14 protein-coding genes are annotated in these 12134 nt (G+C 39.5%); 6 read left to right on the forward strand and 8 right to left on the reverse strand.

Annotated elements, in window-relative coordinates; genetic code table 11:
• The gene (efeO, locus tag ADI74_RS05665) at window positions 1-873 is read right to left on the reverse strand and encodes an iron uptake system protein EfeO (protein ID WP_049537624.1); all 873 of its coding nucleotides are present in this window, start codon (window positions 871-873) and stop codon (window positions 1-3) included.
• A 187-nt stretch (window positions 874-1060) separates the two neighbouring features.
• Between efeO and ADI74_RS05670 the strand changes: the two genes are divergently transcribed.
• Entirely contained in the window at window positions 1061-1360 is a 300-nt protein-coding gene (locus ADI74_RS05670; protein WP_049537625.1) for a YbaB/EbfC family nucleoid-associated protein, read from the forward strand.
• Between the two features lie 37 nt (window positions 1361-1397).
• On the opposite strand, the gene ADI74_RS05675 is transcribed toward ADI74_RS05670, so the two are convergent.
• The 7 genes from ADI74_RS05675 to glmU all read right to left on the reverse strand — a co-directional run bounded on the left by ADI74_RS05675 (window position 1398) and on the right by glmU (window position 7379).
• The gene (locus ADI74_RS05675) at window positions 1398-3161 is read right to left on the reverse strand and encodes a glycerophosphoryl diester phosphodiesterase membrane domain-containing protein (protein WP_049537627.1); all 1764 of its coding nucleotides are present in this window, start codon (window positions 3159-3161) and stop codon (window positions 1398-1400) included.
• 9 nt (window positions 3162-3170) lie between these two features.
• The gene (locus tag ADI74_RS05680; RefSeq protein ID WP_049537629.1) at window positions 3171-3761 is read right to left on the reverse strand and encodes a 3'-5' exonuclease; all 591 of its coding nucleotides are present in this window, start codon (window positions 3759-3761) and stop codon (window positions 3171-3173) included.
• A gap of 81 nt (window positions 3762-3842) precedes the next feature.
• The gene (rocS, locus tag ADI74_RS05685; protein WP_000021247.1) at window positions 3843-4337 is read right to left on the reverse strand and encodes a chromosome segregation protein RocS; all 495 of its coding nucleotides are present in this window, start codon (window positions 4335-4337) and stop codon (window positions 3843-3845) included.
• Between the two features lie 76 nt (window positions 4338-4413).
• Window positions 4414-5106, reverse strand: coding sequence for a 5'-methylthioadenosine/adenosylhomocysteine nucleosidase (locus tag ADI74_RS05690; protein ID WP_049537631.1), 693 nt, complete (start codon window positions 5104-5106; stop codon window positions 4414-4416).
• Between the two features lie 15 nt (window positions 5107-5121).
• Window positions 5122-5433, reverse strand: coding sequence for a cell wall synthase accessory phosphoprotein MacP (gene macP / locus ADI74_RS05695; RefSeq protein WP_049537633.1), 312 nt, complete (start codon window positions 5431-5433; stop codon window positions 5122-5124).
• Between the two features lie 11 nt (window positions 5434-5444).
• Window positions 5445-5990, reverse strand: a complete 546-nt coding sequence (locus tag ADI74_RS05700; RefSeq protein WP_049537635.1) for an NUDIX hydrolase — start codon at window positions 5988-5990, stop codon at window positions 5445-5447.
• A 9-nt stretch (window positions 5991-5999) separates the two neighbouring features.
• Window positions 6000-7379 (reverse strand): bifunctional UDP-N-acetylglucosamine diphosphorylase/glucosamine-1-phosphate N-acetyltransferase GlmU, encoded by a 1380-nt coding sequence (gene glmU, locus ADI74_RS05705; RefSeq protein WP_049537637.1) that lies wholly within the window; start codon window positions 7377-7379, stop codon window positions 6000-6002.
• A gap of 155 nt (window positions 7380-7534) precedes the next feature.
• Between glmU and ADI74_RS05710 the strand changes: the two genes are divergently transcribed.
• From ADI74_RS05710 to lysS, 5 genes are all read left to right on the forward strand, one after another.
• The gene (locus ADI74_RS05710; protein WP_049537639.1) at window positions 7535-8335 is read left to right on the forward strand and encodes a glycoside hydrolase family 25 protein; all 801 of its coding nucleotides are present in this window, start codon (window positions 7535-7537) and stop codon (window positions 8333-8335) included.
• Between the two features lie 104 nt (window positions 8336-8439).
• On the forward strand, window positions 8440-9282 hold the full coding sequence (locus ADI74_RS05715; RefSeq protein ID WP_049537641.1) for a DUF368 domain-containing protein: 843 nt from the start codon (window positions 8440-8442) through the stop codon (window positions 9280-9282).
• Entirely contained in the window at window positions 9282-9767 is a 486-nt protein-coding gene (locus tag ADI74_RS05720; RefSeq protein WP_049537642.1) for an aminoacyl-tRNA deacylase, read from the forward strand. Before ADI74_RS05715 ends, ADI74_RS05720 begins: the two co-directional genes overlap by 1 nt.
• Window positions 9764-10387: a histidine phosphatase family protein gene (locus ADI74_RS05725; protein ID WP_049537644.1), complete on the forward strand. Its 624-nt coding sequence runs from the start codon at window positions 9764-9766 to the stop codon at window positions 10385-10387. Before ADI74_RS05720 ends, ADI74_RS05725 begins: the two co-directional genes overlap by 4 nt.
• A 138-nt stretch (window positions 10388-10525) precedes the next feature.
• Window positions 10526-12016, forward strand: coding sequence for a lysine--tRNA ligase (gene lysS / locus ADI74_RS05730; RefSeq protein ID WP_049537647.1), 1491 nt, complete (start codon window positions 10526-10528; stop codon window positions 12014-12016).
• Window positions 12017-12134 lie beyond the last annotated feature (118 nt).

A 12134-nucleotide genomic window follows, 5' to 3' on the forward strand; every position in this document is an offset into this window, starting at 1 on the left:
TTATTCTCCATCAAGAAATTTACCCATTTGTGATAGAGGTTCACCAAGTTTTGTCACGGCTTCAGCCAATTCTTTGGTGTCTTCCTTTGTTAAGTCTGTATAAAGTTTGTAGTGCTCCTTGTCCGTCATATGTTTGTCCAACAAGCTATTAACAGATTTGAAATCAGCTTCTAATTCTTTAACTAAATTAGCATCTGATTTTTCTAGTAAAGGTTTAAAGAGTTGGAAAATCTTCTCAGCACCTTCAATATTGGCACGGAAGTCATACAAGTCTGTGTGAGAATAAATTTCTTCTTCACCTGTAATCTTGCTTGTCGCTACTTCATTAAGCAAGTCAACTGCTCCAGTCAACATAACCTTGTAGTCCACATCCACAGTTGCAATCTTAGCCTTCAATTCTTTGATATCATTGACTAATTGATCGCCATAACTTTCAGTTCCTTTAGTTGTATTATCTTCCCAAAGGATACGCTCGATACGGTGGAAACCAGACCAACCTTCTTCAGTCTTATTTTCATCAACATAGTCTGCTAGACGGAAGTCAATCTTGACATCTGACTCACCAAAACTTTCAGCAATCGGCTCGGAGCGTTCGTAAGCCATACGAACAAGCGGATAAGCTTTCTTGGCTTCCTCAAGTTTTCCGTCTTTCAAAAGCTGGACAAAGCCTTCCGTATCTGTCAAAAGTTTATCAATTTGCTCTTGTACAAAAGTCTTATAATCTGCGGTTGCCTTATCAAGCATTTTTTGCTTGTCTTCAGACAAGGCTGTTACCTTAGAGGAATCACTTGTGTTGCTTGGCTTAGATTGATTATTAGCACAAGCAGTCAATAGCAAGGCTGAAGATAAAAGAACGAAACCTAGTTTTTTCATTATTTACTCCTATCAGTTCAGGAATCCTGAATTTATTTTTCGTTCCATTATAACATGTCTTTACTCATTTTTCAATAAATTGTCAGAAAATTTAATGTTTTAGTTTTAAACTAATATTAGACTTTTAATCCTAAAATTGTTAAAATAGGTAAGAAAATAAATAGAAAAAAGGAAACAGTAACCCACTATGATGAATATGCAAAACATGATGCGTCAAGCACAAAAACTTCAAAAACAAATGGAACAAAGTCAAGCAGAACTTGCTGCTATGGAATTTGTTGGAAAATCTGCTCAAGACCTTGTCCAAGCAACCTTAACTGGAGATAAGAAAGTTGTAAGCATCAACTTTAACCCAGCCGTTGTTGACCCAGAAGACCTCGAAACTCTTTCTGACATGACTGTTCAAGCTATCAATGCTGCGCTAGACCAAATCGACGAAACGACTAAGAAGAAACTTGGTGCTTTCGCTGGAAAATTGCCTTTCTAATCCATAAGAAAAGAGAAACGAATGTTTCTCTTTTTTCTTAGAAGTCAAAAAATTCCATGGCTTTCTTAAGAATCAAATCAGTGTATTCAGGGTCATCCTGAGCCATCAATACCTGTGACTGTACCATTTCTAGGTCATCTGTTATCATACCGTTGGCTCCTAGACGAATGGCTTTGTCGAAAGCGTCAGAACCATTAACAGTCCATACATATAACCTTTGATCTGTTGTCCAAAGTTTATTAACAAAGTACTCATCCAAGGTTGAATATTCCATGGTATAACCAGTTGCCTTGGTTCTTGGGAAGATACTGTTATAAGGCATAATAAAGTAGGACGGAATCTCAGAATCATAATTCAAAACCTTATCAATCACTTGGTAATCAAGGGATTGAATCTGGTGCCCATATTTTTTGATGGTCGTCCCATATTTTTCAAGGAAATGTTCCATCATTTGAGGGCTATCTTTTCTACTGGTTTTAATCTCAATCAGCAATTTTTGGTTTAATGCATTGGCGCGTTCCAGATAAGCGTCGAAACTGGAAATCTTTGTCTGATAACCATTCTCGTAAATATCTGTATTTGTTAATTCATCTAGAGTCAAATCTTGCGGCGTAGCACTAATACCTGTTAAATTTTTGAGATTGGCATCGTGCATCATTACAAACTGACCATCCTTGGTTTCCTGGATATCCATTTCAATCAAATCTGGTTTTAGTTGAGCTGTTTTCTCTAACGACTCGACTGTATTCTGAACTCCATTTTTATTGGAAACTCCTCTGTGAGAAATAACCAAAGGGGTACTCGTGTCAGGAGACTCAAGATAGATATAACCCTCTAAAGCAAAAACGATACTAGCGCAGCCCATTACTCCCCATCTCATCAAATGGTCTTTCTTCCTTCTTGGCATGATTTCAAGTTCTTCACCAGTTAAAAATGAAACGAATTTAACGAGAAAATAAGTCAAGGTCATATAATGGAAGTTCTTAATCAAAACATAATTGATTACCCCTAGGACTAGGGATTCTTTATGAGTTAATTCATCCATTGCAACTTGAGCAAACAATATGGGAATTAAGAGTAGAAAGAAAAAGAGGTAGGTTTTAATGATAATGAGAAGCAAGTTCCAAGAATAAAAGATAACGTGTTTTTTTGTCTTTTGCAGGCTATATTTCACTCCCTCTCTCACTGTTTTCTTTTCAAAGAGAATCTTGGGAAGAGCAAACATGAAACGAACTGAAATATAGAGTAAAATCCAAGCAGAGGACAGAATCAGCAGACCAACTAGCCAATGCTTATCTTCAAGGTAGGTAACGATAAAATCTGGAATAATAATCTTATTAAGGTAGTAGATTTTTAAAATTTTTCTGATGAAAGGAAAAAGCATAGCGACGTAAAAGAAGACAAAGGCCATTTTACAGAAACTGAATCGTTTCATAAATAGAAAACTCTGTTGAAAGACTTTTCGACTATACTCAATCAAGGTTCTCTTTTCATGGTAGAGAAGGTGACGCGCCCCAATGAATAAAAGACAAATCTGAAAATAAGCGACCAAGAGATTGATTGCAATTAAGATGAGAAAGGCTAAACTGACAAAAGGTGAGCCTTGAACAATAGCAAGAAAGTTATTGTAAGAAATAAACAAATATCCTGTTTGTCTGAGCAACATCCCTGCAATCCAAGAATTCAATGGCAACCAGACAAACTCTACCATCATAAATATCAAGAAAAATAGAAATAAAATCTTATCTAGGTTATAGTATATCTTCCTAAAACCTAGCTTTTTAGGTTTTTCAGGTTTCATTAGGCACTCCTAGTCTAGAAATTGAGATAAATCTAACACGCCAAAGGGATTCATAGATAGATTACTTTGTTCTTCTAACAATAGTTTTCCTTCATCCGATTCCAAAAAGGCTTCATAAACACGCGCCGTCATGCGGGCATCTTCTAAACTATTATGCGATTGACCTTTAAAGCCTAAGAAATTCGCCACAGTTTGCAATTTGAGATTAGCTATGCCGTGTAGGTCGGAACTACGACGTTCAAAAGCCTCATCATATAGGTCGACCTTGTACTGGTCACGATAGTCCAAGCCATGCTCCAAGAGAATAGGCAAATCACTATTAGCTGCATTGTAACCAACGATAGGTGAATTGCCAACAAATGCCTGAAAGTCCTGTAAAACTTGTTCTACTTTTGGCGCATCTTTCAAGGTTTCAGCTGTAATTCCTGTCAAACCATTAATAAAACTCTTTAAAGGCACGCTGGTATGGACATAAGAATCAAAGGCACCTATCTCTTGACCATCTTGAAAACGAACTGCTGATACCTGAATTAAATGGGTAACTCCTTCGTGTTGATTGAATTCTAAGTCAAAGGCGATATAATCTCTTAATTTTTCCATCTTTTACCTCAATTCCGACTCAATTTAAACTATAAATAAGAAAAGAAGCTATTAGGTTAGTGAATAACCCAAACAGCTTCTTTATTTTCCTCCAAACAGGCGAGCAAAAAAGCCTTTTTTGGTTGCTTGGACTTCTTCTTTTGCTTGGTCCAACTCGAGTTTCAAGCTTTCTTGATCCTTCATAGCTTGAAGAGTTAACTGTTGCTGCTGGTCCAATTGTTTGTCCTTTTCTGCAATCTGGCGGTCTTTGATGCGCATCTGCTCATCTTTTTCTGCCAGTTGCTGGTCCTTGGCCTTGAGTTGCTCGTACAAACGAAGAATTTCAGCATTTTTCTCATCGACCAAGATTTCCATCAGTTCGCGTTGTTTGACATCATCACTGACTGGTTCATCTTCAAAAATCGTTTTTTTATAGATTTCTTCTAGCTTAATCAAGCCACTTCGAGTAACTACTGTTACACCTTTGTCATTTTTTTTCGTGTCCTCTTCGGGAAGTTCTTTGACACGATTGTTGATTGCCTGACGAGATAGTCCTAAGACCTCTGCAATCTCGCTGACGGTCATTTCAATACTCATAATATCCTCTGAAACGTTTTCTAGCTTTTCTTTATTTAAATCTTATCATAAGCTAAATAAACTGTCAAATTTCCGCTTAATCCATAACCTTTAAAAAGGCCAGTAAAACTTGGGCAGAACGACGTCCAGCTTCAATGATAAACTCATCAAAAGAGATAGAAGCCTCGTTATTGGCATTGTCGCTCATGGCACGAATGACTAGGAAAGGTAGGCCAAGAGCCTGAGCTGCCTGTGCAATCGCTGCCCCTTCCATTTCAACTGCTAAAACATCCGGAAAGTGGGATTTGATACTAGCAATCTTATCATCTCCAGCTATAAAGCTATCCCCTGTGGCAATCAATCCTAGGTGCCAGTTCTGTTCTAATTGAGATAAATTCTCTTTAATCCTAGCGATAAAGTTCTTATCGGATTCAAAGTAAAGAGGTTGACCAGCCATCTGACCATAAGCATAGCCAAAAGCAGTTACATCCACATCATGGTAAGCCAATTTATCCGCAATCACTACATCTCCAACGGCAATCCCTTCTGCAACTGCACCTGCTGATCCTGTATTGATAACGGCATCCACTTGGAAATGGTCAGCTAACACCGCTACATTCATAGCTGACATGACCTTTCCAATCCCACTCTGAACTAGGACAACTTCTGTCTTGCCAACAGTGCCAGTGTAGTAAGTATTTCCGAGGACTTGGACTTCTTGTGCTCTATCTAAATTCTGAGTCAAGTGTAGGAGCTCTTCTGGCATGGCAGCAATGATTCCAATTTTCATTTCATGTCCTTTCAATTACAAGAGTTTCATCGCCAACACTAACAAAATCAAGAGTAGGATGACTGCAAATAAGATGCGATTGAGTTTCGAATTAAAAACATTTCTCTTAGTGTTCTCAATGCGACGACTCTTATGAATCGTTGGTTCTACTTCGATTGTAAGTGTATCTTGACTAAAACCGTGGTCTCTAGAACGTGAATAACCAAAATGTTGTGAAGACGTTGGTAGGATCTTTGTTTCCTCATCATCTTGAAGGAGTGGTCCTGATATTTTCTCACCGCGGTTGGCACGTTCAATCATTTCGTCTGTTAATAAAGGTTTTCCCATGGGTTGCTCCTCTATTTCTTTTGTAGTTCCCAGTACTGGATTGCCATGATGGTCTTGGCATCACAGATATGACCTGACTGGATCAGGTTCTTGGCTTCCTCTAGACTTACTTCTAGGACCTCCAAGGTTTCATCATCATCTTGTGGACGAGGATTTTCTACCTTAGCCAAATCACTAGCAAGGTAGAGTTTTAGTTTTTCGTTGCAAAAACCAATCGCAGAATAGAAATCATACAAGAGTTCTAACTTAGCTGTGTAGGCAACCTCTTCTTCCAATTCACGAAGTGCCGCTGCCATTGGATCTGCATTTTCACCAATTTCCAGTTTACCTGCAGGAATCTCATAAGAGACCGTCTCAATAGCCTTTCGGTATTGCTTAACGAGGACAATTTTGTCCTCGGCCGTCACGGCTAGTACACAAACAGCTCCATTGTGAAAAATCAAGTCACGTTGGGCAGTTCCCTTTCCTTCTGGTAGTTCCACCTGGTCTTGTACCAGTTTGAAAATAGGACCTTGGTAGATTTCTTTTCGACTAAGCGTTTTTTCTTCAAATTCCATGACAAACTCCTACTGGTTCTTGGGATGATGAGGCAAGCGAGTTGCGTACTCATCTTTGTTAACTTGTCGTCCACGACCGATAGCAATGGCATCAGCAGGAACATTCTTGGTAATGGTTGAACCCGCTCCAACAAGAGAATTATCCCCAAGTTCTACAGGAGCAATAATGGTTGAGTTTGAGCCAACAAAGACATTGTTACCGATAACAGTTTTGTACTTATTTTTCCCATCATAGTTCACTGTAATCGTACCTGCACCGAAGTTAACATGGCTACCCACTTCACAATTTCCGATATAAGTCAAATGACCCGCCTTGGTATTTTCACCGATTGAAGATCCTTTTACTTCAACAAAGTTTCCAATGTGTACTTGGGAAGCTAGGCTTGAACCTGGACGAATGTGGGCATAAGGACCAACAGTCACTCCGTCTGCTACCAAGCTTTCCTCAATCATAGAGTTGGTAATCACAGCTCCTGCTCCGATAGTGCTATCCACTACATAAGTTCCATTTGTTAAAATAGTCTCCGCACCAATATTCGTTTGACCTTTCAAGGTAACGTTGGCTTCGATTTGGACCTCAGGAGCAATCTCAACATCAATGTCGATGTATGTTGCTTCTGGATTGACAAAGCTAACACCATTAACCATGTGCTTTTGATTGATACGGCGGCGCATCACTGCTTCCGCAGTCGCAAGAGCTACACGGTCATTTACCCCAAGACTTTCATCAAAATCCTTGAGAGTATAGGCCCCAACCTTCTCACCCGCATTACGGAAAATACCAATCACATCAGTAATATAGTACTCACCTTGGGCATTGTTAGTGTTGATGTTTTTAAGGGCTTCAAAAAGACGTTCATTGTCAAATACGTAAGTTCCAGTATTGATTTCCTTGATTTGTTTTTCAAAATCAGTCGCATCCTTTTGCTCAACAATACGAAGAACTTCTGCATTATCGTTTCGAACAATTCGACCGTATCCAAAAGGATTTGCTGCTTCAGCTGTCAGGATAGTCGCAACATTTTTGTGATTGATATGGAAATCCAAGAGGTTTTTCAAGCTTTCACCTGTAATCAGAGGAGTATCTCCAGCGATAACTAAGGTGTGGCCAGTGCGATTTTGGAGAATATGCTCTGCCATCATGACAGCATGCCCAGTTCCTAGTTGTTCTGATTGGGTAACAAAGTCTGTCTGACCAGCCAATACTTGCTCAACCAGCTCAGCCTTGTGACCAACTACAGTAACTGTTTTTTCAGGTTGAATAGCACCAACACTACGAAAAACGTGTTCCAACATCGAAATTCCTGCTACTTTATGAAGTACTTTGGGAAGATCTGATTTCATGCGAGTACCCTTACCCGCTGCTAAAATAATGGCATAATTTGACATACTATTCTCTTTTCTGTAAAAATTCCCTTATATTATACCATAATTTATTTTCTAAGGAGTAAACAAACAAGGAAATAGAGATAAGAGACTGTTATATTCACTTTTTCTGATGTTTTCTTTGATTTTTTTATCTATTTACGTTAAACTATTTAGATATGAGAAAAAAGATTAATCCAGCTATTATTTTTACTTTATTTACTATATTTATAGCTATTTTGATCCTCAATAAACCAACTTATGAAGACCATCCCGTCAAGTCAAAACCAAATGCTGTCCAGGTTGAAAATCAGGCCTTGCATAATCTTGACAAACCTATTATTGATGTCTCTGGTTGGCAAAGACCTGAGGAAATCAACTACGATACCTTGTCTCAAAATATTTCAGGTGTTATTGTTCGTGTCCACAATGGGGCTCAACATACTGAAAAAAATGATGCGGCTTATGCCAATGGTATCGATAAAGCCTATAAAAGTCATATTACAGAATTTCAAAAGCGTAATGTCCCAGTTGGAGTCTATGCCTATCTAGCTAGCCCCAGCAAGGAAGAAATGGAAAAAGCCGCTGAAGTTTTCTATAATGCTGCTTCTCCTTACAACCCTAGTTACTATTGGTTGGACGTGGAAGAAAAAACAATGTCTGATATGAACGAAGGGGTTGAAGCCTTTCGTGCTAAACTGGAATCTTTAGGTGCTAAAAACATCAGCATCTATATTGGAGTTTACTTCATGCAAGAACACAGTATCAATACAGATAAGTTTACTGCTATTTGGATTCCTTCCTATGGGACGGATTCAGGTTACTTTGAAACAACACCCAATACCAGTTTAGACTACGACCTCCATCAATACACTTCAAAAGGAAGAATTGCTGGATTTGAACATCATTTAGATATTAACCTGATTTCTACTTTGAAGGAAAAAGAAGAAACCTTCAGAAAGCTATTTTTAAGACCATAAAACAAGTGAAAATCGTAACTTTTTCACTTGTTTTTTCATTTTTTTGCCGTCTGTGTTATAATTGTTAGAATAGAGAAGATTTTTATGAAATTGAGGAATTTATTATGTTTTCATGGATTGCACGAGTTATTAAAGGAATCGTCATCGCCCTAGGATTTATCTTGCCCGGGATTTCTGGAGGAGTTCTGGCCGCAATTTTGGGTATCTACGAACGAATGATTTCTTTTCTGGCTCATCCTTTTAAGGATTTTAAAGAGAATGTCCTTTACTTTATCCCAGTAGCTATCGGGATGTTACTCGGAATTGGGCTATTTTCTTATCCAATCGAGTATTTGTTAGAAAATTACCAAGTCTATGTTTTGTGGAGTTTTGCAGGAGCTATCATCGGTACAGTACCTAGCCTCCTTAGAGAATCTACTCGGGAGTCTGATCGTGATAAGATTGACCTAGTCTGGTTCTGGACCACCTTTATGCTTTCAGGAGTCGGTCTCTACGCGCTAAACTTTGTTGTTGGTTCACTCAGTGCCAGTTTCGCTAGCTTCATCTTAGCGGGGGCTCTGTTGGCACTTGGTATCTTGGTACCTGGTTTAAGTCCGTCCAATCTACTCTTGATTTTGGGACTGTATGCTCCTATGCTAACTGGTTTTAAAACCTTTGATTTATTTGGAACCTTCCTTCCTATCGGAATTGGTGCAGGTGCAACCCTCATCATTTTTTCAAAATTAATGGACCACGCCTTGAACAACTACCACTCCCGTGTTTATCACTTTATCATCGGCATTGTTCTTTCAAGTACTCTTTTAATTTTGATTCCAAATGCTGGAAATGCTGAAAGTATCCAATACTCTGGACTCTCCATTGTGAGCTATGTTCTCGTTGCCTTCTTCTTTGCGCTTGGTATCTGGCTTGGTATCTGGATGAGTCAGTTGGAGGATAAGTATAAATAATGGCAAAAAAAGTCAAGATTAAAAAAACCTTGGTCGAACAAATCTTGACCAAGGCAGGTATTGACCATACTGGTATTCAAATCAATGCGCTTGAAGGAGAACTTCCTCCTGAATACGACAGAAACCAAATCTTTAAAACCTTGGCTCTTTTGGGAGATAAAACAGGACCGATTATTGGAATTGTTCCCATAACAGAACACCTCGCCGAGAAAAAACTAGCAAAAGTTTCTGGCAATAAAAAAGTGGGCATGATTCCACAGAAAGACTTAGAAAAAACGACAGGCTACATTCATGGCGCAAATAACCCCGTCGGCATTCGCCAAAAACACAATTATCCTATTTTTATTGATCAGACTGCTTTGGATTTGGACGAATTAATCGTCTCTGCTGGGGAAGTCGGACATAGCATCATCATCCGACCTCAAGACTTGGCCAGCTTTGTAAAAGCGGATTTTGCTGATATCTTGGAGGAAAGTAAGTCATGAAACTCTATTTTGTTCGCCATGGGCGCACCCTCTGGAATCTTGAAGGACGTTTTCAAGGTGCTAGTGGCGATTCGCCCCTTCTTCCGGAATCCATTGACGTCCTACAACAACTGGGCCAGTATCTCAAGGAAGTTCCTTTTGATACGATTTATTCAAGTGATTTACCCAGAGCAGTTAAGTCTGCTGAAATTATCCAAAGTCAACTCCAGTCCCCTTGCCCTTTAAAGAGCATTCCTGACCTACGTGAATGGCAACTTGGCAAACTAGAGGGATTAAAAATCGCAACTCTCAATGCCATCTACCCACAACAAATCAAGGCCTTTCGCTCTAATCTAGCTCAGTTTGATACGAAGATGTTTGAAGCAGAGTCCCTTTACAGTACTACCAAGCGAACCATTCAATTTATCAAATCTCTGAAGGGAAGTCCTGCTAAAAGAGTTCTGATAGTCGGGCATGGGGCAAATCTCACTGCTAGCCTTCGTACTCTCTTAGGCTATAAAGAGCCTCACCTCCGCAAAGATGGAGGCTTGGCCAATGCTAGTCTGACAGTTTTAGAGACTAATGATTTTGAAACCTTCACTCTGGAAAGATGGAATGACACTTCCTATCAAAGAAAATAATGGAACTTGATCTTAATAGTCAAGTTCTTTTTAGTTTTCAAAGAATATCCGTGAATTTCTCTGCTATTTATGATAAAATGGGAGTATCGCAAAAAATGACTCATCGTATCAAATTTTGAGTAAAATTAGGAGGAACCCATGTCTACAGAACATATGGAAGAACTAAATGACCAGCAGATCGTTCGCCGTGAAAAAATGGCTGCGCTCCGTGAACAAGGAATCGATCCCTTCGGAAAACGTTTTGAGCGTACTGCTAACTCTCAAGAACTAAAAGATAAATTTGCAGAACTTGATAAAGAACAATTACATGAATTAAATGAAACTGCTACTATCGCTGGACGCTTAGTAACCAAACGTGGAAAAGGGAAAGTTGGCTTTGCCCATCTTCAAGACCGTGAAGGTCAAATCCAAATCTACGTCCGTAAAGACGAAGTCGGTGAAGAAAACTACGAAATCTTCAAAAAAGCAGACCTTGGTGACTTCCTCGGTGTTGAAGGCGAAGTCATGCGTACGGATATGGGAGAACTTTCTATCAAGGTAACTCACATCACACACTTGTCTAAAGCACTTCGCCCGCTTCCAGAGAAATTCCACGGTTTGACAGACGTTGAAACCATCTATCGTAAACGTTACCTTGACTTGATTTCTAATCGTGAAAGCTTTGAACGTTTTGTCACTCGTTCAAAAATCATCTCTGAAATCCGTCGTTACCTTGACCAAAAAGGTTTCCTTGAAGTGGAAACACCTGTTCTCCACAACGAAGCTGGGGGAGCTGCTGCTCGTCCATTTATCACTCACCACAATGCCCAAAATATCGATATGGTTCTTCGTATCGCGACGGAGCTTCACTTAAAACGTCTTATCGTAGGTGGTATGGAACGTGTTTATGAGATTGGTCGAATCTTCCGTAACGAAGGAATGGACGCCACTCACAACCCTGAGTTCACTTCTATTGAAGTCTACCAAGCTTATGCGGACTTCCAAGATATCATGGACTTGACAGAAGGTATTATCCAGCACGCTGCTAAATCAGTTAAGGGCGATGGTCCGGTCAACTACCAAGGAACTGAAATCAAAATCAACGAACCATTCAAACGCGTTCACATGGTGGATGCTATCAAGGAAATTACCGGTGTTGATTTCTGGCAAGATATTACTTTTGAAGAAGCAAAAGCTATCGCTGCTGAGAAAAAAGTTCCAGTTGAAAAACACTATACTGAAGTTGGCCACATCATCAACGCTTTCTTTGAAGAGTTTGTTGAAGAAACCTTGATTCAGCCAACCTTTGTCTATGGACATCCAGTAGCTGTATCTCCACTCGCTAAGAAAAATCCTGAAGACGAACGCTTTACAGACCGTTTCGAGCTCTTCATCATGACTAAAGAGTACGGTAATGCCTTTACTGAGTTGAACGACCCAATCGACCAGCTCAGCCGTTTTGAAGCCCAAGCAAAAGCTAAAGAACTTGGGGACGATGAAGCGACGGGTATCGACTATGACTACATCGAAGCCCTCGAATACGGTATGCCACCAACTGGTGGTTTGGGTATCGGTATCGACCGTCTCTGCATGCTCCTCACTGATACAACCACTATCCGTGATGTCTTGCTTTTCCCAACAATGAAATAGACTCTTATCCTCTGGTACTTGCCAGAGGATTTTTCGATACAAAAAGAGACTGAGGAAAAATGAACTGCACCCCAAAAGTTAGACAGAAAAAAATCTAACTTTTGGGGTGTTTTTATTA

Source organism: Streptococcus pseudopneumoniae (genome assembly GCF_001074565.1).
Classification (GTDB): domain Bacteria; phylum Bacillota; class Bacilli; order Lactobacillales; family Streptococcaceae; genus Streptococcus; species Streptococcus pseudopneumoniae_J.

What these genes read in the sequence shown, in the direction of transcription:
- ADI74_RS05725 (WP_049537644.1), top strand. Translation starts at nt 9,764, where the DNA reads ATGAAACTCTATTTTGTTCGCCATGGGCGCACCCTCTGGAATCTTGAA.
- ADI74_RS05715 (WP_049537641.1), top strand. Translation starts at nt 8,440, where the DNA reads ATGTTTTCATGGATTGCACGAGTTATTAAAGGAATCGTCATCGCCCTA.
- ADI74_RS05700 (WP_049537635.1), bottom strand. Translation starts at nt 5,990, where the DNA reads ATGGAATTTGAAGAAAAAACGCTTAGTCGAAAAGAAATCTACCAAGGT.
- efeO (WP_049537624.1), bottom strand. Translation starts at nt 873, where the DNA reads ATGAAAAAACTAGGTTTCGTTCTTTTATCTTCAGCCTTGCTATTGACT.
- rocS (WP_000021247.1), bottom strand. Translation starts at nt 4,337, where the DNA reads ATGAGTATTGAAATGACCGTCAGCGAGATTGCAGAGGTCTTAGGACTA.
- ADI74_RS05710 (WP_049537639.1), top strand. Translation starts at nt 7,535, where the DNA reads ATGAGAAAAAAGATTAATCCAGCTATTATTTTTACTTTATTTACTATA.
- ADI74_RS05690 (WP_049537631.1), bottom strand. Translation starts at nt 5,106, where the DNA reads ATGAAAATTGGAATCATTGCTGCCATGCCAGAAGAGCTCCTACACTTG.
- ADI74_RS05670 (WP_049537625.1), top strand. Translation starts at nt 1,061, where the DNA reads ATGATGAATATGCAAAACATGATGCGTCAAGCACAAAAACTTCAAAAA.
- ADI74_RS05680 (WP_049537629.1), bottom strand. Translation starts at nt 3,761, where the DNA reads ATGGAAAAATTAAGAGATTATATCGCCTTTGACTTAGAATTCAATCAA.
- glmU (WP_049537637.1), bottom strand. Translation starts at nt 7,379, where the DNA reads ATGTCAAATTATGCCATTATTTTAGCAGCGGGTAAGGGTACTCGCATG.
- lysS (WP_049537647.1), top strand. Translation starts at nt 10,526, where the DNA reads ATGTCTACAGAACATATGGAAGAACTAAATGACCAGCAGATCGTTCGC.
- macP (WP_049537633.1), bottom strand. Translation starts at nt 5,433, where the DNA reads ATGGGAAAACCTTTATTAACAGACGAAATGATTGAACGTGCCAACCGC.
- ADI74_RS05675 (WP_049537627.1), bottom strand. Translation starts at nt 3,161, where the DNA reads ATGAAACCTGAAAAACCTAAAAAGCTAGGTTTTAGGAAGATATACTAT.
- ADI74_RS05720 (WP_049537642.1), top strand. Translation starts at nt 9,282, where the DNA reads ATGGCAAAAAAAGTCAAGATTAAAAAAACCTTGGTCGAACAAATCTTG.